General features: G+C 42.1%; 19 protein-coding genes, 8 tRNA genes and 2 pseudogenes. 16 read left to right on the top strand and 13 right to left on the bottom strand.

The annotated features are described in order from the left end of the window. Positions 1-102 precede the first annotated feature (102 nt). From MP3633_RS07975 to MP3633_RS08005, 7 genes are all read right to left on the bottom strand, one after another. The gene (locus MP3633_RS07975; protein ID WP_244959909.1) at positions 103-654 is read right to left on the bottom strand and encodes a transmembrane anchor protein; all 552 of its coding nucleotides are present in this window, start codon (positions 652-654) and stop codon (positions 103-105) included. Between the two features lie 108 nt (positions 655-762). Beyond that, positions 763-1,491, bottom strand: coding sequence for a HupE/UreJ family protein (locus MP3633_RS07980; protein ID WP_176335145.1), 729 nt, complete (start codon positions 1,489-1,491; stop codon positions 763-765). Positions 1,492-1,559: 68 nt separating this feature from the next. Further along, on the bottom strand, positions 1,560-1,844 hold the full coding sequence (locus tag MP3633_RS07985) for a hypothetical protein (protein WP_176335146.1): 285 nt from the start codon (positions 1,842-1,844) through the stop codon (positions 1,560-1,562). Positions 1,845-1,876: 32 nt separating this feature from the next. Further along, complete coding sequence (locus tag MP3633_RS07990) at positions 1,877-2,926, bottom strand: DMT family transporter (RefSeq protein ID WP_176335147.1); 1,050 nt, start codon at positions 2,924-2,926, stop codon at positions 1,877-1,879. Between the two features lie 266 nt (positions 2,927-3,192). Next, positions 3,193-3,819, bottom strand: coding sequence for a hypothetical protein (locus MP3633_RS07995; protein WP_176335148.1), 627 nt, complete (start codon positions 3,817-3,819; stop codon positions 3,193-3,195). Beyond that, positions 3,812-5,017 carry an Arm DNA-binding domain-containing protein gene (locus MP3633_RS08000; RefSeq protein WP_176335149.1) on the bottom strand — a complete coding sequence of 402 codons (1,206 nt, stop codon included), beginning with the start codon at positions 5,015-5,017 and terminating at the stop codon, positions 3,812-3,814. Before MP3633_RS08000 ends, MP3633_RS07995 begins: the two co-directional genes overlap by 8 nt. A 2-nt stretch (positions 5,018-5,019) precedes the next feature. Next, positions 5,020-5,235 (bottom strand): hypothetical protein, encoded by a 216-nt coding sequence (locus MP3633_RS08005; protein ID WP_176335150.1) that lies wholly within the window; start codon positions 5,233-5,235, stop codon positions 5,020-5,022. Positions 5,236-5,368: 133 nt separating this feature from the next. Between MP3633_RS08005 and MP3633_RS08010 the strand changes: the two genes are divergently transcribed. Next, entirely contained in the window at positions 5,369-5,608 is a 240-nt protein-coding gene (locus MP3633_RS08010; RefSeq protein WP_176335151.1) for a helix-turn-helix domain-containing protein, read from the top strand. Positions 5,609-6,020: 412 nt separating this feature from the next. On the opposite strand, the pseudogene MP3633_RS08015 reads toward MP3633_RS08010, so the two are convergent. From MP3633_RS08015 to MP3633_RS08025, 3 genes and pseudogenes are all read right to left on the bottom strand, one after another. Continuing rightward, positions 6,021-6,990: pseudogene (locus MP3633_RS08015) on the bottom strand (IS481 family transposase). 191 nt (positions 6,991-7,181) lie between these two features. Continuing rightward, positions 7,182-7,481 carry a hypothetical protein gene (locus MP3633_RS08020; RefSeq protein WP_176335152.1) on the bottom strand — a complete coding sequence of 100 codons (300 nt, stop codon included), beginning with the start codon at positions 7,479-7,481 and terminating at the stop codon, positions 7,182-7,184. A gap of 80 nt (positions 7,482-7,561) precedes the next feature. After that, a complete protein-coding gene (locus MP3633_RS08025) occupies positions 7,562-8,026 on the bottom strand; it encodes a hypothetical protein (protein WP_176335153.1) in 465 nt (154 codons plus the stop codon). Positions 8,027-9,076: 1,050 nt separating this feature from the next. Between MP3633_RS08025 and MP3633_RS08030 the strand changes: the two genes are divergently transcribed. The 8 genes from MP3633_RS08030 (at position 9,077) to MP3633_RS08065 (ending at position 10,052) form a co-directional block, all read left to right on the top strand. Further along, positions 9,077-9,153, top strand: a tRNA-Asp gene (locus tag MP3633_RS08030). A gap of 57 nt (positions 9,154-9,210) precedes the next feature. Further along, positions 9,211-9,286: transfer RNA gene (locus MP3633_RS08035), tRNA-Val, on the top strand. A 52-nt stretch (positions 9,287-9,338) separates the two neighbouring features. Continuing rightward, positions 9,339-9,415: transfer RNA gene (locus tag MP3633_RS08040), tRNA-Asp, on the top strand. Positions 9,416-9,473: 58 nt separating this feature from the next. Further along, positions 9,474-9,549, top strand: a tRNA-Val gene (locus MP3633_RS08045). 50 nt (positions 9,550-9,599) lie between these two features. Next, positions 9,600-9,676 (top strand) — tRNA-Asp (locus MP3633_RS08050). Between the two features lie 56 nt (positions 9,677-9,732). Continuing rightward, positions 9,733-9,792: transfer RNA gene (locus MP3633_RS08055), tRNA-Ile, on the top strand. A gap of 50 nt (positions 9,793-9,842) precedes the next feature. Further along, positions 9,843-9,919 (top strand) — tRNA-Asp (locus MP3633_RS08060). Positions 9,920-9,976: 57 nt separating this feature from the next. Continuing rightward, a tRNA-Val gene (locus tag MP3633_RS08065) sits at positions 9,977-10,052 on the top strand. 363 nt (positions 10,053-10,415) lie between these two features. On the opposite strand, the pseudogene MP3633_RS08070 reads toward MP3633_RS08065, so the two are convergent. Together MP3633_RS08070 and MP3633_RS08075 are read right to left on the bottom strand one after the other, a co-directional pair. Further along, a pseudogene (locus MP3633_RS08070) lies at positions 10,416-11,365 on the bottom strand (IS3 family transposase). A 46-nt stretch (positions 11,366-11,411) separates the two neighbouring features. Beyond that, positions 11,412-11,576: a LysR family transcriptional regulator gene (locus MP3633_RS08075; RefSeq protein ID WP_280526407.1), complete on the bottom strand. Its 165-nt coding sequence runs from the start codon at positions 11,574-11,576 to the stop codon at positions 11,412-11,414. Positions 11,577-12,040: 464 nt separating this feature from the next. Here MP3633_RS08075 and MP3633_RS08080 point away from each other — a divergent pair, with 464 nt between their 5' ends. Together MP3633_RS08080 and MP3633_RS08085 are read left to right on the top strand one after the other, a co-directional pair. Then, positions 12,041-13,201 carry an alpha/beta hydrolase family protein gene (locus tag MP3633_RS08080; protein WP_176335154.1) on the top strand — a complete coding sequence of 387 codons (1,161 nt, stop codon included), beginning with the start codon at positions 12,041-12,043 and terminating at the stop codon, positions 13,199-13,201. Between the two features lie 7 nt (positions 13,202-13,208). Then, positions 13,209-13,988: a cyclase family protein gene (locus MP3633_RS08085; protein ID WP_100636386.1), complete on the top strand. Its 780-nt coding sequence runs from the start codon at positions 13,209-13,211 to the stop codon at positions 13,986-13,988. Positions 13,989-14,180: 192 nt separating this feature from the next. Here MP3633_RS08085 and MP3633_RS08090 read toward each other — a convergent pair whose 3' ends face one another. After that, on the bottom strand, positions 14,181-15,098 hold the full coding sequence (locus MP3633_RS08090; protein ID WP_176335155.1) for a LysR substrate-binding domain-containing protein: 918 nt from the start codon (positions 15,096-15,098) through the stop codon (positions 14,181-14,183). Positions 15,099-15,440: 342 nt separating this feature from the next. Between MP3633_RS08090 and MP3633_RS08095 the strand changes: the two genes are divergently transcribed. The 5 genes from MP3633_RS08095 to MP3633_RS08115 all read left to right on the top strand — a co-directional run bounded on the left by MP3633_RS08095 (position 15,441) and on the right by MP3633_RS08115 (position 22,128). After that, entirely contained in the window at positions 15,441-17,051 is a 1,611-nt protein-coding gene (locus MP3633_RS08095) for a DUF1302 domain-containing protein (protein WP_176335156.1), read from the top strand. Positions 17,052-17,068: 17 nt separating this feature from the next. Next, the gene (locus MP3633_RS08100) at positions 17,069-18,430 is read left to right on the top strand and encodes a DUF1329 domain-containing protein (protein WP_176335157.1); all 1,362 of its coding nucleotides are present in this window, start codon (positions 17,069-17,071) and stop codon (positions 18,428-18,430) included. Positions 18,431-18,598: 168 nt separating this feature from the next. Continuing rightward, positions 18,599-19,756, top strand: a complete 1,158-nt coding sequence (locus MP3633_RS08105; RefSeq protein WP_176335158.1) for an alpha/beta hydrolase family protein — start codon at positions 18,599-18,601, stop codon at positions 19,754-19,756. A gap of 20 nt (positions 19,757-19,776) precedes the next feature. Further along, the gene (locus MP3633_RS08110) at positions 19,777-20,730 is read left to right on the top strand and encodes a VOC family protein (protein WP_176335159.1); all 954 of its coding nucleotides are present in this window, start codon (positions 19,777-19,779) and stop codon (positions 20,728-20,730) included. 234 nt (positions 20,731-20,964) lie between these two features. Then, positions 20,965-22,128, top strand: a complete 1,164-nt coding sequence (locus MP3633_RS08115; protein WP_176335160.1) for an MFS transporter — start codon at positions 20,965-20,967, stop codon at positions 22,126-22,128. The last annotated feature ends 7 nt before the right edge of the window (positions 22,129-22,135 follow it).

Consider the following 22,135-nt stretch of genomic DNA (forward strand, 5'->3'; position numbering starts at 1 on the left):
GACATCGGTTGAAAATGAGGTAACTGTCAGATCAGGTCTGAGCTAGTACAAACTGAGCGAGTTAGACTTGCCCGATTAATAATGATTTTAAGATCAACTACATCAGATTGCTCGTTTCAATTCTCTATAATTTCCTCGAGTGCGGAGCACTAGCGTAATGTCATTATTGTTTCGGTTACGGAAGAACCAACCATGATTTCCAGTGAATGCTGCCGTTAATTCTCCTTCATCTTCCGTGACTCCGCGCCCCTTCTCGTAGGAAATAGATTTTCCACCGCCATCACCGTGGGTATCAAAGTTGACCGAGCCACCATCGGTTACCCAATGAAAGTTAGCAGTTTCACCCATATTCATAGTGAGTTTGAACTCAGTTCCTTCGCCTGGAGAAAGAACCACTCGCACTTCATCCTCCCATATAGGTTGTATTGGAGCTGCTAAAGCAGGCTTAACGACAGCTGATTCGATTTGATTTAAAGGCTCTCGGGAGCGTTCCTTAGCCGGTGAGCTCATCGTAGTTAACTGCGCCGCGGCGTCAGCAATAGCCTCGTCAGCAAGTTGCTCTTTTATTTCACCCATCTGATTTAATCCTAGAAGGCGACCTATTCCAGTGGGGTCTATTGCATACTCTGCTGGCATTACTATAGTGACAAGCAATACCAGTGCGACTATAGCGGAAATTATAGTCGAACGAATTAGTTTTGCTGAACTGGGTAACTCACTGCGTGAGGGAATATCGTTGTTATACATAAAAACTCTCCAAAATTAAGCAATAAAATAGCCAGTAAGTTGATAGCCGATGAGCAGAAATCCTGCCCCCATCATGACAACATTGGCAGTATAGGCATGACGGAAGAATCCGTTAGTCATACGCCAGAAACTTATAGCAATTAAAATCATAGCGAGAGCCATTAACTGACCTATTTCAACGCCGACATTGAATGCAATTAGGTTTGGAATTAGTCCATCTTTAGATATGTCGTATTCTATGATTTTCGAAGCAAGGCCAAAGCCGTGGAAAAATCCAAAGATTAAGGTGGCTCCTTTAGTATTAGGTTGAACACCAAACCAGCGTTGGTAGGCTCCAAGGTTATCTAACGCTTTGTATACTATGGAAAGTCCGATGATGGCATCAATAATGTAGCTGTTAATGCCTATATTGAAAAACACACCTAATATCATTGTGCTGGAATGTCCCAGCGCAAATAAGCTTACATAGATGGCGATGTGCTTCATACGGTAGAGGAAAAAAACAACTCCAAGAAGGAATAATAGGTGATCATAACCGGTAACCATATGCTTGGCACCTAGGTACATGAAAGCAATGAGGTTTACTCCGGTAATTTCCTGTATATATCCTTTATCACCCTCTGCGACTGCATGAGCGAACGCATCGACGCTTGTACAGAGTAGAGCGAATGTTAGAAATATCCAGAATAGGCGGCGACTAACAGCGGCTGCACGTACATGGATATCAAATAAAATTGACGACATGAAAAACTCCAAAAAAATTGGTTAAAAAAGCTGCGTTAAAGCTTTATTGCAAGATTTGATTTGTAAAACTATTTAGGTGGTCGATCAATGCGGTAGCGAAAACTACGAGGGGAGTCGCTAGCCGGTGAGGTAGTTTGATGAGCTAACAACATGCGGTCAACAATATGCTGAATTACTGGGCAATCTACAGACTCGTGACTGTGATTGCTAGCATCATGATGCGTATGTTCTTCTGATGTGTCACCAGTTAGTTCAGCAAGACCATGGGAAGAAGCTTCACTGACCGCAGGTATGCCTGTCAATGTAAGTAGCATGATGAGAATTGCAAGAAGTATTTTATAGTGAATGATCATAAACCAGCTGTTTGAAACTTACCCATGGATGGCTATTTATCATCGTCTTTATGGGAGTGACGGTGATGAAGATCCGGCCAATGGGGATGTTTGTGCTCTACATGTGAATGTGTATGGTGGTGTGTATGTCGAATTGAAGGAGACATATCTGGGTGGTTATGGTTATGGTGACTATCATCATGTCGGTGCGTGTGGTTATGACTCATTTTTTTATGCATATGAGTATGAGAGTGTCTATCTCTTAATAGGAGGGTAATAGCGGCAATAAATATTGCGGCGGCTAGCAGATGAACTTCTGATATTGATTCACCTAAATACAAAACTGACAATGCGACACCAAAGAATGGTGCACTCGAAAAAATCACTTGTGCACGTGTCGCGCCCATTCCCTGTGCTGCTCGTATATATAATACAATGCTAGCACCATATGACATGGCTCCAACCAATAAGGCACCCACGATTGTTTTTGTATCAAGGCTAAGCGGATCCAGTGCAATACCTATCGATAGATTGACACTTCCTGCTATTAAACCTTTCCAAAAAGTACTTTGGCTGGGAGATATCCCATCAATCAGTGCGGTAAGGTGGTTATCTAGCCCCCAACAAATGCAGGCAAGAAGAACCAAAGCTCCGGCAGCAATACTCGCGCTGCCCTGTGACCAAGAGAGGAGTGATGCTGCCAGCATTGCTGCCAGCACACCGATCCACCCGTTAACACTCAAATTATCACGAAAGAATAGCACGCCGATGACAGCTGTTGCTGCAAGCTCAAGGTTGAGCCATAGAGAAACTGACCCTGCTTCTGCAAGGCTTAATCCAAACAATAATAGAACCGGGCCCAAAATCCCGCCAAAAACCACTGCACCAAGCAACCTTAATAGATTAGCTTTATCGCTAATTGGAGGGAGGGATAATGTCTCTTTGCTGAAAAAGGCGGGAGCAACCGCAAGCGCGGCCCCTAGATATAAAAAGCCAGCCAATTGAAATGGCGTTAATCCAGCTAAAAGCCATTTACTGGCTGGGGTTGCGGCTCCAAATAGAGCCGCAGACAGTAGAGCTAGTATAATTGTGTGTTTTTGCATTCAACAAACTATCCAAATATTGATAATAGGGCTTGGGTGGACCATCAGTTTTGACTATGGCTATGTCCAGTGCTATCTTCTTGCCCGTAATCTCCACAAGCGACCAGTAGCCCTAAAAAGCTCGTTAGGACTAATACACTCACTACTTTAACAAAGTAATTAATATGTATCCAGTGCGACTTAAATGTGGTATGAACCCAATTTTATAGACATCTCATAGCTATATAATAATAGGTAAAAATGAGGTGAATTATGAGTGGAGAACGTTATACCGATGAGTTCAAAATATGATAGGGCTGCTTGTTGAGCAATTGATCTAAGAGCTTTCCAATATAACCAATTTCATCGCTCTGTTTTTCAACTTGGTAAACAAGCTCAACGATCAGTCGGTTGTCGTTTAAGTTAGACAGTTGCTGGCAAAGGCTCTGTAACGCATAGAGTGAAAAGTCATGGCTAAAGTTTTTGAGTATGCTAAAACATAAAGACTGCTCTGTTTTTGATGAGAAAAACAGGATTCGCTGTCTTAGTATCTGTAAACATGCTTTTTTATCAGTCTGATTGACGATGTCTTTGCCATGAGTATTTGGCTTCATTAAAAAGCCTGTAACCGGTTCATACCAAGCTAAATAGTAAACAAGCCCATTTCTGTAACGTTTAACTGCTGCTTCTAGCTGAATATAGTCACTAATAAACACGTTGATAGCTAAAAAATCATCGCCGAGTAACCGAAGCTCTAATGAGTTTTGATCTTGCACGTCTTTTATGGTGGCAACGCGTATTGGCCATCCAGTGTCTGTGATTTTTACTTTCACGGATTCTAGTAGATAGCAGCCTTTAAAACGTTTGCTGGTTGTAGCCTCTGACAAATTTGGCTGAGCATATAAGCTATGCATATTTTACCCCCAACTTATTTTGTAATAGTTTTTCGATTGCTGAGCCATCCATTCTTGTTAGGTTAGGGACATAGCGAGAATACACTCGAAAAAGCATCGAGGTGTTGGCATGGCCCATTTGACGAGCAATCCATTCAGGTGATTCGCCAGAAGCCAGCCACAAAGTTGCAGCCGTGTGGCGGGTTTGATAAGGGCGTCGTTTTTCTAATCCTAGGCGTTTGAGAAGGGGATACCAGATACGCTGAGTCACATTGTTATGCTTAATTGCATCACCATGACGGTTGCAAAATACGAATTTGCCAAAATGCTCTGAGTGCTTTTTCTGACGCATCAAAGCGTTATAAACTGGCGTGCTCATATGAATATCACGCACGGAGGACTCTGTTTTGGTTATGTCTTCCTCACCTGCAACGATTGTCTCGCGAATTTTGATTACCTTATGATTAAAATCTACATACTTCCATTTCAGTCCATCAATTTCCCCAGTGCGCATACCTGTAAAAAATCGAATTAGGAAGTAATCACGATAATCTATGCGCATGGTATCGAGGATCAAATTTACTTCTTCGATGGTAAAGGGATTTGCATCTGTTTTTGGGCTTTTAAGTGGTTTGATACGGATGTATGGCGTGGTAAAGTTATATTCATCGGCGGCGTCCTCGAAAATACGTTTCAATGGGGTTATTACTTTATTGATTCGTGTGTTTGCTAGGCTTTCTTTGCCATTTCGACCTGGGACTTTGGCGAGTACGGTGCGAAATTTTAAGATGTCATTACGGGTGATGTCGTCGACTTTTACCTTTCCAAAAAATGGTAAGTAGTGTTTGGACACAATGCTTTCGATATTAACGATGTGAGAGCGGCGCCAAGCAACTTTATTACGCTCTATCCAGCCTGCGACGAATTCTGCAAAAGTTGGCACTTCAATATGCTCTTCTTGCCTTTTCCATTCATCTGGCTGATGTAATTGCAATTCTAAATTGGCAAATTGCTCTACAGACTTACTGTCTGGGAAATGCGATTTATAACGAAAAGTACCAGCTATTATTTCTGACTCAATTTGAACAAGTACTCGTTCTAATTTTTTTCGATTCGCTGAAGTTGGCTTTAAGGTTGTTTGCTCACGACAGCGTTTACCCATGTAGCGAAAATCTAGATACAGGGTGTTGGTTTCTTTTCGGATACTGACACTAGCCATATTTAAACCTCCTCTGTGAACGCTAAAGCTAAAGAGTCATCTTGGAGCAACATGTCTGCCTCTATATTCTCCCAAATAAATAGAATCTTGCGTCGATTGAATGGACGGATGTAATGACGTCCTTCATACAGGCAAGAGTCCACAAGCTCATTTCGGATGGTACGAGACGTGTATTGGATTCTCTCTGACAGTTGTTCTGTGCTAAGGTACGTGTTCATATATTGATCCTTTAGTATGTCAAATGAATTAAAATGTTAATATATATAAGCATTTGAATTTATCCTAATAGACGTTAAAGTCCCTGTCAATATATTAATGTAAATATATTTATACATTTGTATGGTGTGAAGAATGTTGAGATTTAAATTAAAAGAGCTTTTAGCAGAAAAGTCTTTTCAAGAAGACAGGCGTATAACAATGGTTGAGGTGTCTGAGAAGACAGGAATTAACCGTATTACATTATCTAAAATGGCTAATCAGAAAGGCTACAGTACGGTAACTGATAACTTGGATAAGCTTTGTGCTTATTTTGACTGCACACTGAGTGATTTGGCGGAGTATATCCCTGTTGCCGTACAAGATAATCAGTAGAATCTAACCCAGGTTTATAGTGCTAGATTACAAGGAACTGTGCTGGGTAAACGGATACGGTCTTTGGTGATCACTTTTTGTTTTAATATGAACGCCACCATCTCAAATAAGCTGTACGACGGGTATAGGGCTTGGTTTTTATGTGAATTTTTTGGTATAAAAACGATGCTTTGCTTGATATGTTAATTGTTAATCCAGAGATTCAGCTTCAACTTTTCAAAGACATTGGAAATCTTCCCTCTTACAAAAATTCACTTGGTCATTCGTGCTGCTTAAAACTATACTGTATATCCATACAGCATCTTGGTGTTTGTTATGCGTGTGACTTGTCTTGGTGTATCAGAGTCGGCGGCGTTGTACTAGCTCAGACCTGATCTGACAGTTACCTCATTTTGAGCCGATGTCTGTCAGTTTAGATCTGGGTTAAATTCTTTTCAGCCCAGACCGCTTTTCCATCAAGTAATGTGTCCAGTGGCGTCCTTCCACAACACATTTTTCCCTGATGAGTTCGGTCATTATTGTAATAGACCATCCATTCGTCCAGATCTTTTTGCAGAGCCTCTAGACTATCGTAAAGTTTCTTACGAAACGTCACTTGATAAAACTCATTCAGTATCGTTTTATGGAATATCTCACAGATGCCATTGGTTTGTGGCGACATGGCTTTTGTCTTCGTATGATCTATGTCGTTGATCGCAAGATAAAGCTGATAATCATGTTGCTCTACTCTGTCGCAATATTCGGTTCCACGATCCGTTAAGATGCGAGGCATAGGCAAGTCATTGCGCTCAAAATACGGCAATACTCTGTCATTCAAAATGTCTGCGGCCGTAATGGGCGTTTTGGTTGTGTAGAGCTTTGCAAAGGCTACTTTACTGTAAGTATCAACAAAGGTCTGCTGGTAAATCCTGCTAACCCCTTTGAGATTACCGACATAAAAGTGTCTTGAGAGCCCAGATAGCCTGGGTGGGCGTTTTCTATCTCGCCACACGCTTCGTCATCGTCTTTCTTTTTTCAAGAGCCGCTACTTGAGCGTCCGTCAATACGATGCCATCTTCGGCTACTTTTTGTTCTAAGGCTTTGAGGCGCTTTTTGAAGTTTTCTAAACCGTGTTGCAGCCAGATCGAGCGAACGCCACTGCCGGATACGAAGACACCTTTTTTACGAAGCTCATTGCTAGTGCGATGTTGTCCATGCGCCGGTTCAGCAATAGCATAGTCAATGACTGCGTTTTTCGTTGCGTCATCAACTCTGTTTTTGATATTGGGTGTGCGTCTAGATCGATTGATTAACGCATCAAGGTTACCGTCTTAAGTGAGCTCTTCTGTAAGATTGAGCAAACCTGCTTTGTGTTTAATGATGGAATTGTTAGCATGCAACATAGAGGGTTACCTTTTGTTTGTTTGTTTGTTTGTTTGTTTTGATTGAAGATTCGACACCTTTATCAAAACGGGTAACTCTCTACATTTTAAGTAGAATTGTCAGATCAAGTCGAGACTAATGCGGTTATGTTGTGTTATTTAGGGTCGACATGTTTCGCAATGGTACGTCGGATTTTTTGCTTGTAACGAACTCAGACCTGATTTGTATTGTTTAGGACCTGATCTATCAAGACTTTTAGCATTGCAGTCTCTGGATTTATAGCTATCTGTCGTTTATTGAAAGCATCAAACTCAGCTGACTCATCCTCATATCGTGCAATGACATTGCTCAAAGCTTCAATAATGATAAGGTTTTCATCATAGTTCTCTATCAAGTTTTCTAAGAGTATAAGGGCTTGTTGGTGCTCATCAGAGTTCGCTATACCATTCAGAATTGGCAACTGGGTTAATATAGCTTTGGCCATTTGTGTTATTTCGTTTGTAACTAACATTTCATTTGCCTATGGTTGCTAGGATTAATTGAAGCGGGGTTGATATTTAGATCTTAGATGTTAACTAGACAAAAGCTCTATTAATCAGGGCCAAATCGTCCAGCATCTTCAACGATATCTTTTCGGTCTGTCATAAAGTCAGGGTCCGCTTTTATTCGGAACGGTTGATTCCACTTCCCGTACGTTTCTTGCGAGACTTTATGAGATCGAACAATAAAAGGCAGCTCTAATTCATTGAGTTGATCTATTAGAGCTTCAGCGAGCTCGTCATCCACATTGAGAAACAGTTCATCTGCGTGAGCTGTATGAAAATCTAGTCCTTCAAGTAATTCAGCTTCACTTAGTCGATTGCGATTTACTTGGCTTTTCACCTGCTTAATCATAATACTGTTTCCTTCAGCACAGACCTCGATATGTAACCAACCATTTTTAGCAGCCAAATCACGAATCACACCAATTAATTCTGCTTGGGCCTTTAGACTCAGTGCTTCCTCCTCGTTCGCAGCCACCACTTCAAATATGTTTGAAAACTTTATTGAGGTCATAATGTACTACCTTAAAATATCAACGATTGTCGGCATCTAGTGTAGCTGAGAATTTTCTGAGATTCAGGCGTTAGTCGAAAGTGAATTTTTTAATGTTTTTTGGTTTGCTGAGCTATTCTTTAAAGCTTAAGTAGTTTTGTAGCCAAAACGTAGATTTGGTGGAGCTGGTTCCAAGGCAACTTGCTATGTCAAAAATAACATGAAACGAATTAATGCTAGAAGTGATTCATGAGAAGCAAAGCAGTGTGATTGTTGCTGCGCCTCTAATAGGAAATTGCGAATTATATAAAAAAATATAATTGCATATAATTGGAGTATTTGTAGAGTAATTAATCATTTTTTATGGATGGTATGCGCTTCTTTTTTTCAATATGAATTTAAATACTGAGGTGCTTCGTAAAAGAGATGTACCAAGGCCAAATTTTGCGATTTCTTCCGGATTCAACATGCTCAATAAATCTAGACCGTCTCTTCATACTTTACTGCCATTAGTCGGCTAGGCGATGTGTTCCCGTTCCATCATGGCGTTAGCCGTATTTTATCAATTCACCACACCAAAGCCTGTAACTACAGTCGAATTAAACTGAGCTTAAAAAATTTCTTGGACTAGTTGGAAGCCAAGGCTTGATCCGTTTTACCAAAAGAAAATGAACTTTCTAAAATCTTTTTTTTAAAAGTAGAATGAAAGCTAGACATAAAAAATTATTGTTGTATTATTTGCGCCCGTTGAAGAGCGAAGCTCATTGTTTGTTGGTAAATAAAATGAGTAGGTAATGATACATTGTGACAACTTTTTTTAAAAAGTTGGAACTAAATGCTCATTAGTTACATTAGCTGAATCATTAAGAGCCAATAAAATTATCAACAAGTTATTGATTTTAATGGTGATTAGGTTAGAATGCTCTGCAATGTAGGTTGAGGTAAGTTAAAGTTCTTTTGATTCTTCGCCCTTACAAGGCGAATGTTGAATGTCGGGAGTTCGAACCTTCCACACCCACCACTAACTAGACAGTGGGCTTGGTCAAACAAGCAAAAGAACTAGATCGTGTTGGAGTGGTAGTTCAGTTGGTTAGAATACCTGCCTGTCACGCAGGGGGTCGCGGGTTCGAGTCCCGTCCATTCCGCCATTCATGTTACTTTAGAGTAATGTGGTCAATGGCAAAGAGTTAACGCTCTTTACAAGCGGGTGTGTAGCTCAGTTGGGAGAGCGTCGCCCTTACAAGGCGAATGTCGGGAGTTCGAACCTCTCCACACCCACCATTAACTAGACAGTGGGCTTGGTCAAACAAGCAAAAAAGAACTAGACTGTGTTGGAGTGGTAGTTCAGTTGGTTAGAATACCTGCCTGTCACGCAGGGGGTCGCGGGTTCGAGTCCCGTCCATTCCGCCATTTCATGTTGCTTTTATAGTGATGTGCTCAATGGCAAAGCGTTACCGTTTTTACAAGCGGGTGTGTAGCTCAGTTGGGAGAGCGTCGCCCTTACAAGGCGAATGTCGGGAGTTCGAACCTCTCCACACCCACCACTAACTAGACAGTGGGCTTGGTCAAACAAGCAAAAGAACTAGATCGTGTTGGAGTGGTAGTTCAGTTGGTTAGAATACCTGCCTGTCACGCAGGGGGTCGCGGGTTCGAGTCCCGTCCATTCCGCCATTCATGTTACTTTTAGAGTAATGTGGTCAATGGCAAAGAGTTAACGCTTTACAAGCGGGTGTGTAGCTCAGTTGGGAGAGCGTCGCCCTTATAATGCGAATTCTTCACACCCACCACTAACTAGTCAGTGGGCTTGGTCAAACAAGCAAAAGAACTAGATCGTGTTGGAGTGGTAGTTCAGTTGGTTAGAATACCTGCCTGTCACGCAGGGGGTCGCGGGTTCGAGTCCCGTCCATTCCGCCATTTCATGTTGCTTTTACAGTGATGTGGTCAATGGCAAAGAGTTAACGCTTTACAAGCGGGTGTGTAGCTCAGTTGGGAGAGCGTCGCCCTTACAAGGCGAATGTCGGGAGTTCGAACCTCTCCACACCCACCACTCATATGTTTGATTTTTTCATATGAAATTCCTCTAGTAAACCTTGATGCATATGACTGTCCTAGTCATTATTTATTTCCTTTTCTCAATTGTAATGTTGAATTATTCTCAGTCTCTTAATTTATCATGTGGCGAATTTGTGACCATCTTGAATATTCCATTTTTTATCCATTTATTAAAATTTCTTCAGACACTCGTATTTCTTCATTTTTTGACCTTCGGTCGATTTAGTTAATAGGCTAAACTCGATATTTTTTGTCACAAATTTTCTGTGACCAGATTTGTTGCCAAGTGACTTTAATGTATCTAAAGTGTATTTTACTTTATCTGCATAACTAACTGACTTGGTATGGACCCTGTTTCCTAGGCAGTTTCTAGCTCCGTAGAATATCGCTTCTCATATTGCAGTGGCGATAATTCATTATTTGATCCATGATGACGCTTTGGATTATAGAAACACTCGATGTAATCAAAAATTTCTGAACGAGCATCACTTCTTGTTTAATAGGTCCGATTCCGAACTCTTTCTTTTTTTAATAACGAGAAAAAGCTTTCCGCAACAGCGTTATCATGGCGGTTACCAAGACGACTCATACTGGCTTCCAGATTATTATCTTTTAAAAAGGTTTGCCAATCTTTCGAGGTATATTGAGTGCCTTGATCTGAGTGTACCAGTACTCTTTTTGTGGGGCGTCGTCGCCAAATAGCCATGAGTAAAGCATCAATATCTGATCCTGCTGTCGCCCTTGATTTCATCGACCACCCTACGATCAATCTAGAAAATAGATCAACAACGACGGTCACGTAAAGCCAGCCTTCTCCTGTTAGGCCTTTGGTGATGTTGCTGTAGCCGTAAACACAACCACTCCCAAGCCAGTGTGCTTTAATGGCGATGGCAAGTTCGTCATCTTCTTGTTCTCGTCGACTTTTTGGACAACTTAACCAAGCATAAAAACCGCTCCTATGGACTTGCAGTGTTCGACACAAGACAACAATAGAATAGTCGTGGAGCCGTGATTTTATGAACGTGTACTTTTCTTTGACTCCCCGGCAAAGTACACGGCGGCCTCCTTTAGAATGTCCCTCTCTTCGGTCACCCGTTTAAGTTCAGCTTTGAGTCGCTGGATCTCTGACAGAGCTGAATCTTCCGCTTTTCTGCTCGCTCCAAGCTTGCTGTATCGGGCAATCCAATCATGCATACTTTTGTAACTAACGCCAAGTCGCTCAGCCACTTCTGCAATCTTATAGCCCCGCTCAGTGACTTGTTTAACGGCTTCAATTTTGAACTCATCGGTATAACGTTTTCCACTCATAATGCACCTCATTTTTACCTATTATTATATAGCTATGAGATGTCTATTAAAGTGGGTCCAAACCACTTCGACCTATTTGCATTAGCAGGTCATCTTCAAAATAATCTCGTAATCTGGATAGAGAATTACTCAGAGCTGAAGGACTAATGTTGAGCTGTTCTGCACCTTTAGTGATGCTTTGTTCGGTGAGCGGAGTATCCAATGTTACCAATAGATTGAGGTTCTTAAACCGTACAAATATTATTATTAGTTTTCTGTTTTTTCGATCTTTCGATCTTATCGAATGGTTGATTCTGTTTAAAGGTTTTTTCTGAAAGGTCGCAGTGATTTATATTTAACGTATGAAAATAAGACTGAAGAGGAATAACAAATGAAAACAATCAACTGAACGCCATTTTGCTGAAATTAATTTATTAATGCATAAGCTCAGCTTACGAATTTGATTTTGAAGAAAGTCCAGTTTAATTATTGAGTAAGTATGCATAATACTTTTAGTTATTTCATAAGCTTAAACAGTTTTGTATTTGAATATAATGCTGAAGTCGAAAAAGTGGACGATGTAAATTAGATCTCCACAGTCTAATAAACATCTAAAAAATTATGGATCAGTAGGCCTCAACTCCGCCCCGCTAAAAAACTGATCCAGAACTATAATAACAATTAGAGGTATAACATATGGCGTTATTTGAATATTTTCCAAATTATGTATGGAACTTATCTGTTTCTATTGCAGTAGAAAGCGGAGCTAGAATTGGCGAAATCATCGATATGTGTAAACCACTGCGCGAAGCCGCAGAGAATGGTGATGACGCAGGCACTGACGAGTTTCTACTGCAGTGGGTGAAAATGGCTGACAAACTTATTGGTCTAGCCGATGAAGATGAGGCGGCAGGTTGCTATTTTTCTGCGGGTAGTAAATTAAAAAGAGCCGCTCTGTATCTCATGGTTGCTGAAAGAATGCAGGGGCAAGGCCACCCCAATCGCATGGCAACATGGAACAAGGCGCAGTCTACTTTTCGAAAAAGTATTCTACTTAGTCAGGATAATTGCGAATACGTAGAGGTTCCGCTGGGAAATGGCGGCACGATGCCAGCTTTGTATGTTCGAGCTCCTGGAGACGGACCTCACCCTACCGTGGTTTATTGTAACGGTTTGGATAGCTGTAAAGAGATGCTGTATTGGTCAAACCTACCGCAAGCATTGGCTAAACGAGGTATATCAACTCTTTGTGTTGATCAGCCAGGTACTGGTGAAACCTTGCGTACGTATGGGCTGCCTGCTGTGGCTAATAGCGAAGTCTGGGCGTCGAAGGCAATTGATTGGTTAGAACAGAAAAATGATGTTGATACAGCTCGTATTGGCATGACGGGTATATCCCTAGGTGGTCATTTTGCGCCGCGAGCTGTTGCTTTCGAACCTAGATTTGCTGCGGGTGCAGTGTGGGGAGCTAACCACAACTGGGCAGAAGTACAGCAAAAACGTCTAAAGCGCGAGGGTGAAAATCCTGTTCCGCATTACTGGGCACATGTTATGTGGGTATTTGGCGCGACGAATATGGAAGATTTTTTTGCCAAAGCGGAAGGTATGACTCTGAATGGCGTTATGGAAAAAATAAAGGTTCCTTTCCTAGTTACCCATGGTGAAAAAGATCGCCAGATCAACCTTGATTACGCTTATCAAAGTTACGACCAGCTCGTCAATTCACCAAATCGTGAATTTAAAATTTTTACTGAGCGTGAAGGCGGCGTCGAGCATGTTGGCGCAGATAATATGAGTTTTGGCTGCGATTATATTGCAGATTGGTTCGCTAAAACATTGGGTGGAAAAAAGGGGTAAGAGAGCTATGTCACGTCAATTTATTGATCTATCTATTTATCTTGAAAACGATGTTATTACTGATCCACCGTTTATGCGCCCAGAGATCACATATCAGACGCACGCGGAAACAGTTCCTGAAGCGAATCACTTTTTTCCTGGTGTGGCGGCAGATGAGTTTCCTGGTGGTCACGGGTTTGCTGCTGCCGAAACAGTGAAGCTCACGACACATAATGGCACACATTTGGATGCTCCATGGCACTTTCATCCTACAATGAACAACGGTGAAAGGGCGATTACCATTGATGAAGTACCATTGGATTGGTGCTTTCGTCCTGGAGTAAAACTGGATTTTCGTCATTTTGAAAACGGTTATGTAGTAACCGCTGCTGATGTCGAGGCGGAACTGAAGCGCATTGGATATGAGCTGCAACCTATGGACATCGTATTGATCAATACTGCAGCAGGAAGTGCAGTAGGAGATCCCGATTTTTGTAATATCGGTTGTGGCATGGGCTATGAAGCCACTATGTATTTATTAGAGCGCGGTGTACGAGTCACTGGTACTGATGCTTGGTCTTGGGATGCACCTTTTAGCCATACGGCTAAACGAGTTGCGGAAACCGGTGATAACTCTCTTATCTGGGAAGGGCACAAAGCTGGTAGAGACATAGGCTATTGTCATTTGGAAAAACTGCATAACCTCGAAGCTTTGCCTGCTTTTGGTTATACCGTATCCTGTTTTCCTCATAAAGTGCGTGGTGGTTCCGCTGGCTGGACTCGCGCTGTTGCTATTATTGATAACTGAGTGAACGGTTTGAGATTATGGCATTTATCATGAATAAAACTATGAAAAGTATCTAATAGTCTAGATAGGGAGCAAAACGCATGTTTTACTCCCTATCTAGAATAAAATGAAACGCACTGCTGTTTAGTACTCTATGCGAATAGTGAATAGAACCTTTCTAAAGACGAACTCTTTCGAATGGCAGAGCTTCGTTTATTCTACATCCATGTTGATCGCCGCTTCTTTTAATGTATTTCGTAACCAAATAAGCCCTTCATCATTATTTCTGTACTGATGCCACTGTACGCATTGCTTCATTGGCGGAATATCAAAAGGCAAAGGCAGTATTTTGAGTGGCCATACTTTGGCCATTTTTGTCGCTAATCTCGCGTGGATAGTAGCGATATTTTCTGAACCTATCACCAAGGCTGGTAGAGAAGCAAAGCTGAAGGTAGTGGCGATTACGTGTCGTTTAATACCGTATTTTTGTGCGAATAAGGTACCAAAAAAATCTTTTTTGGTTGCCTCTGGTCGCATTAGGACGTGGCCTGCTGCTGCGTATTTTTCTGCAGTCAATTCTCCTGACGCAATCTTGCTGTGCTTCCAGACGACACAGACAAATTCTTCTTCATAGAGTATGTCGCAGGGATGTTCAGTAGACATAAAGTCGGATGGAATGATAAGTAAATCGGCTTTGCCTTGTTCGAGTTGCTCATGTGGGTTGTTTGCTACTTGAGCTAAGAGCTGAAAGCGAGCTGTACTTTTTTGTTTACCTACTATTTCTAACGCATGAGGCACAAGTACTGTTTGTGTGTAATCTGAGCAGAAAATGCTAAAGATCCGATCCGTTGTTTGAGGCTCAAAACTAGGTTGTACAAGAATTGTGCTTTCGATGTTGTTTAAGGCGTTACGAACACTGACTTTTAGGCTTTCTCCTAAGGGAGTAATGACCATTCTTCGACCAATTTGTGTTAGCAGGTCATCTTCAAAATAATCTCGTAATCTGGACAAGGAGTTACTTAAGGCTGAGGGACTCATGTTGAGCTTTTCTGCGCCTTTGGTGATGCTTTGTTCGGTGAGTAGAGTGTCTAATGCTACCAATAGATTGAGGTCGAGTTTTTTAAATCGCATAGATATTCTCATGATTTCTTGTTTTTATGATCTTTCGATCATATCGAATGGTTTTATCTAATAGAAGGTTTTTTTCGAATGGTTGTGGTGGTTTGCACTAGATTCATTTTTCACGTGAAAATTAAATTCGTAGTTCGAGTAGATAAATGAAAATAATCAACCGTCTTTGATTACACATTTATGTTGAATTTCTTTAATGATGTTTTTATTGGTTATTGTCTTCTTGATCATTCGATGGCGTCGAATGATTGATTCTGTTTAAAGGATTTTTCCGAAAGGTTATGGTGATTTACATTTAGCTTGTTCTTAAAACATAAAAATAAAATTTGAGAGGAAGAACAAGTGAAAATAATTAACTCGACGCCATTTCGGCTAAAAGCATTGGCTATTGCCATTGTTTCTAGCACTTCTACTGCCTATGGGTTTGAAATAGAAACAGATAATTCTGATCTAAGGCTCAGTCTAGGTAATACCGTAAAATACAGTACCGCTTTTCGTACCAAGGATGCCTCTTCAGGTTTAACTGAAGGTAGTGGAGCGACTAATTATAACGATGGTGATAACAACTTCGATAAAGGGTTGGTTTCAAGTCGTTTAGATCTATTTTCCGAATTTGACCTGTCTTATAAAAATGCTGGGGTTCGTGTAAGTGGTGCTGCCTGGTATGACGATGTTTATCATCAAGATACGGACAATACCAGCACAAGCTCAAACCATAGCCCTGTCAGTGAATTCTCAGACACCACCAAAAAAACCATGGGGGGAGATGCCGAAATCCTTGATGCTTTTGTTTATTCCCGATTCCCTGTGATGAATGGAATGGAGGGCACCATTCGTGTTGGCCGCCATAGTTTGCTGTGGGGCGAAAGTTTGTTTTTTGGTGCGAACGGTATTGCTGGCGCTCAAGGGCCAGTTGATGTGGTGAAGTTGTCCTCTGTACCTAACTCTACTTTTAAAGAAACAATGAGACCAACTGGCAAGGTTTCGATCGATATTCCAATTTCTGAAACGGCTTCCTTAGGGGCTTATGTGGGTTATGAGTGGGAGAAATCTCGCTTCCTACCAGCAGGCTCTTATCTTTCTACTGGAGATACACTAGGCGGTGAAAAACTGCTTGCTGGCCCATACACAGCAACACACACCTCTGATGATGAAGGTTCTGACTCTGGTCAATACGGTCTACAACTTAAATGGAGTGACTATGACCTTGATGCGGACTTTGGTTTGTACGCAATCCGTTTTGACTCTAGTTCACCAAGTAGTATGTACACGATTTTGGATGCTTCTTTCCACCCTAGCCAATACAAATGGGCTTATGCCAAAGGCATTGAAGCTTATGGCGCCAGTATGGCGAAAACCGTTGGGATTTGGAGCTTGGCCGGTGAAATTTCATATCGTGTAAATGCACCTCTAGCGAGTGCTGCTACATCGATAACAACGTCAGGTGTGCAATACGATAACGATAAAAATCCTGGTTATGCGATCGGGGAGACAGCTCATGCTCAATTCTCTTGGTTGGCAAGCTTGGGTTCGAATTTCCTATCTAAAGAGTCCAGTTTTGTTGGTGAAGTCGCTTGGAACACTCGTGTAAGAACCACTCAAAATGAAAACAAATTAAACCCCAACGCTGACAAATCTGCAGTTGGCGTAAAAATGGTTTATTCGCCGATGTATCGCCAAGCTTTCGATGGGGTTGATCTAAGTCCTTCTATTGGCATTGGTCATACTTGGGGTAAGTCTTCGGCGTTAGGTTCGTCATTTGGTGTTGATGATGGTGGTGATATTAACGTCGGCGTTAATGCTGTGTATTTAAATCGTTGGAATGCCTCTTTGAGCTATATCAAATATTTAGGCGATGAAGGCCTATTCAATGACAGTTCAAATAACGCAACGTACAAGCAGTCGCAAAAAGATCGAGACTTTATCTCTGCTTCTGTAAGCACCACCTTTTAATTTTTTGGAGAATGAAAATGTATAACAATAAAAAACACTCTCTTAGTATTTTAGTTACCTCTGCAGTACTAGGTTGTTTTTCACTGGCTTCTTATGCTGCTGTTAGCCCAGAGCAAGCCGCTCGATTGGGTGCGGATTTAACCCCTTTTGGCGGCGAAAAAGCAGGCAACAGTGATGGCTCTATCCCTGCTTGGACCGGCGGTTTTAATGATCCAATAAAAGGTGAAATATTGGGTGGCAAGCGCTTAGACCCTTTCGCAAATGAGAAACCTTTGTACACAGTGACTGCAGCGAATATGGATAAGTATGCTGATAAGTTAACCGATGGTGTAAAGGCGATGCTACAAAAGTATCCAGATACTTATCGCCTAGATGTTTACCCAACTCATAGAACGGCGACAGCACCAGAGTGGGTATACAACTACACAGTACAAAATGCCTTGAAGGCAAAAATAGATGGCCACAAGATCATTGGCGCTTATGCTGGTATCCCATTTCCAATTCCTCAAAATGGTCTAGAAGCGATCAACAACCACCGTTTGTCTTGGCGTGGTGTGAGCTGGGAAGCGGATATCAACCAGTATCAAATTACATCAAGTGGCAAAGTTGTCTTAACAACGGATGGTCTACTAAAGAATCAAATGCCTTACTACTTTCAGGAAGGTTCAAGCGAAGAATTTGATGGCTATTTCTGGGAAATTAACCTCGAAAACTACGGGCCGCCAATTCGTGCCGGAGAGCGTATCGCGGGGCGTACGAACGTTGATGAAGACAAAACTCAATCATATGTGTATTTAACGGGTCAGCGTCGAGTACGTAAACTACCAAATGCTTGTTGTGACACACCTACACCTGCCACGGCTGGTTTAATGTCCTTCGATGAGTTAAGCGTGTTTTCTGGTACTACTGAAGTGTTTGATTGGAAGTTATTGGGTAAGAAAGAAATACTCGTACCTTATAACGAAAACCGCTTCTTGCAATACAGTGATGAACAAGCCATTACTGGAAATCACTTGAATCCAGATGCTGTACGTTGGGAATTACATCGTGTTTGGGTTGTTGAAGCAACGCTTGCAGAGGGCAAGCGTCATCAAGCAGTACGCAGTAAATACTATCTAGATGAAGATACATGGCAGGGCTCTTTGGCTGATCGCTGGGATTCTAACGGTCAATTATGGAAAACGCTATGGCAGTTTAACTACATCATGCCTGAGTTCCCAGGAACGATTCCGCAAACCTTTGGTTTCTATAACTTGTTATCCGGTGAGGCTTATGTGGCTAACATGATGAATGATAAGTCTTCACAAAATAAACCTGTAGAACGTTTTCCAACCAGTACTTTTACTGGTCAAGGCTTAGCGCGTCAGGGCACACGATAGCTTTATTTAAACTCATTTAATCCGATTACCTTTGTATCAAAGGGAGGGCGTAACCTTACCCCTTTTGGCTTCGTTCGTCCTTTGATACAGGTTTTGGGTTGATTGAGTGGGCTTTTTTTACAAGCCAAATTGTTTGTAAGCTTTCAAATAAAAGACGTTGGAGTATTTATGTTTCGCTATTTTCCCACTAATTACCCATGGGATCTTTCTATCAACCTTGCCCTAGAAATGGGTGCGCGTATTGGCGAGATTGAAGAAATGTGTGCGCCTCTTCAGGAGGCGGCAAAAGCAAAAGACGCTGCTGGCTCCGAGGCTTTTCGTGACAGCTGGGAACACATGGCAGATAAGTTATGTGAATTGGCTAAAGAGGATGAAGAGCGTAGTCGTTTGATTTCTGCTGGTGACAAGTATGGTCGCGCAGCAACGTATTACCTTACGGCTGAGCGTTTACAGGCGCATGGATCACAAGGTCGAGAAGCCTTGTATCAGCGTTTTCAAGAAATATTTGCTCGTGGATTAGAACTAGCAAAAGAAAATTGTGAACGAGTTGAGATTCCATACGAAGGCAAACATCTTTCTGCCCTTTATGTGCGTGCCGAAGGTGAGGAAGGTAAAGCGCCAATTTTGGTTCAAGTTAACGGCTTGGACTCTACAAAAGAAATGAAGTATCGCGTTGGTTTACCTGCTTGGTTAGCTAAACGAGGTGTTTCTTCTCTTATTGTTGATCAGCCGGGCACCGGTGAAGCGCTTCGTTTACAAGGCTTTACGGCTCGTTTTGATAGCGAACATTGGGCAAGCCGTGTTGTGGATTGGTTGGAAAACCGTGAAGAAATTGATGCCAAACGCATTGGCATGGAAGGCGTTTCTCTGGGCGGTTATTACTGTCCTCGTGCTGTGGCGTTTGAGCCTAGATTTGCTTGTGGTGTGGTATGGGGAGCGAATCATGATTGGCGAGATGTACAAAAACGTCGCTTAGAAAAAGAAGGCAGTTTTCCTGTTCCACATTATTGGAAACACGTGCGTTGGGTATGGGGAGCAAAAGACATGGATGCGTTTATGGAGATCGCGGAAAAAGTTCATTTAGATGGCGTATTAGATCGCATCAAGGTGCCATTTCTTGTGACACACGGAGAAAAAGACTCTCAAATTCCGTTGAAATGGGCTCATCGAACCTACGAGCAGTTGGTTAATAGCCCTAAAAAAGAGCTTAAGATTTTCACAGATCGTGAAGGGGGCGTTCAGCACTCTAGTTTTGATAATTCTGCCAATGCTGGGGCTTATATCGCCGATTGGGTTGCAGAGACATTGAATGGTCGTACGGCCTAATCGTAAAGAGGTTATAAATAATGAAGATAGTCGGTTTAGAAACCATCATTTTTGGTGTTGAGGATGTTGCCTCTTGTGCAACCTTTTTAACAGATTACGGTTTGTTTCCTATTGATGTAACTGAAACAGGCGGGCGTTTTGAAGCATTAGATGGCACCGCTGTGGTTTTAGCTCATGCCTCAGATGAAAGCATTCCTGCCAGTATTGGTAATGGCTGCATGATGCGTAAAACAGTCATGGGTGTGGCTGATACCGCAACGATTCAGGCGATTACCGAAGAGCTGAGTAAAGACCGAGAAGTTCGTCAATTAGCGGATGGCTCTATTGAGTCTACGGATGATTCCGGTTTTGTGATTGGCTTTCAGGTGACAACTCGTAAAGAGTTGAACTTGGCAGGTGAAATCTCCAATGTACCAGGTTCTCCATTTCAACGACCTGTTAACCATCGAGCGGTGCAGCTAGATGCGGGTCCAATTCGTCCAAGAACCTTGTCTCATATTGTGTATTTTGTACCTGATCCCGTTAAAGCTGAAGCGTTTTATGTTGAGCGTTTGGGCTTCCGTTGCACAGATAGATTTGAAGGCGCTGGTCCATTTTTACAGCCAGCAGGCACGTTAGATCACCACACACATTTCTTGATTGGTGCGCCACCGTTTATGCAAGGCGTCGAACATTTCACGTTCCATTTCGGTGGTCCTACTGAAGTGATGCAAAACGGTTCTCAGTTTGTAGAAAAGGGCTATCAAGCCTTTTGGGGGCCGGGTCGCCATATTATGGGATCGAATTGGTTCTGGTATTTCAACAGCCCATTTGCATGTCATATTGAAATGGATGCGGATATGGATTTGCATGATCAAAATTGGAGTCCTCGTGCGTTCCCAATGGGTGCAGATAACTCACAAGCGTTTCTTCTGCGTTACCGAAGTAAATGGTCGCCAGGAAAAGATACCCCAAATAATGGTGATTATGAGTAGATCAATTTAAGTAAAAAATTAATCAAGTATTTGAAATAAAAGAAAAGTTTTTATGGGGAGGAGCAGTAATGATTGATTGCTGCCCCATAAAAAACTAATAGCGACGACACGTCGTTACCACGAAATAACAATAAACAAAGTGGATGGTAAAAGTATGTTGATGATATCTGTGAGATACGGGATTTATTGCTGTGCGGATCTAAGCGAGCCGACCTTTCTGATCGGAGGTGTACGATGAGCCAACGTTTTGGGTTTAAAGGCAATCTTGCTTTGATGATTTCCCATAGTGCCGGCATGTTAGATCTAGTAGCGCTACCTTTATGGATTGGGGTATTAGTTGCCACGTATCACTTTGATAGCCAGCAAGCGGGTGGCCTAGTTACTTTATTTTTAATTGGTGCGGTATGCTCTAGCATATTAATTGCTCCGTGTTTTAAAAAGCTAAATCGACGTATGGTCGCCAGCGTGGGTTTTTTTGCTTCAGGTTTATGTTTCTTTGCCGCTTCTCAAACCAATGACTATGTTCAATTGGCTCTTTTGCATCTTGTGGCGGGCATCAGTTCAAGCGCGGCACTAAGCATGGCGCATGGTACGTTCGCTCGAGGAGAAAATCCGCACAGATTGTTCGCCATTGCCGGGCTTACCTTGGGTATTATGGCGTTCGTCTTTATGGGCGCAACTCCCAATATTACCAAGGCAGTGGGTGGACATTCATTGTTCATTATCTTTGGTGGCATTATGACGTTTGCTGCTTTTGTTTGTGCTGTGGCCTTTCCTTCTTTGGTTCTAGATGAAAAAGACAGTGAGAATGCCAAACAGGTTGTAACGAAAATTCCGTCTAGCGTTTGGTACGGCATTGTGGGCATTAGCTTAATGGCAGTGACTCAAGCCATGACGTTTAGCTTTATGGAACGAGTAGGCAACGATCGAGGTTTTTCCACCGATTCTGTGACGTTAGTATTAATTGTGCTTACTGTGATTAACATTGTCGCAGCGGCATCCGCTGGTATTTTTGAAAAACGCCTTTCTGCCCGTGTTGTTTTATGCACAGGTCCTGTTCTACAAATTATCTTGTCCAATATTATGATGAATGCAAGTAGCTTCGCTTTTTATGCCGCTTCAGCATCTTGTTTTGTGTCTCTGATGATATTCACTCATACCTTTGTTTTTGGCTTATTGGCTCGTTTAGACGAGTCTGGTCGAGCCCTAGCAGCAACCCCTGCGATGCTAATGATTGGAGCGGCGGTTGGCCCAATTTTAGGTGGAACCATCATTAAATTTGTTGGTTATCAAGGCATTGGTATAGCCGCTTTGGTGTTCGGTACGATTTCACTTGTGTGTTTTATACGTGTTTTTCAGCGCAGATCAGATGCTATTCAATCTGAGTCTGTGGCGTGAGGTGGAT

Origin of the sequence: Marinomonas primoryensis, assembly GCF_013372285.1 — a bacterium.
GTDB lineage: Bacteria > Pseudomonadota > Gammaproteobacteria > Pseudomonadales > Marinomonadaceae > Marinomonas > Marinomonas primoryensis.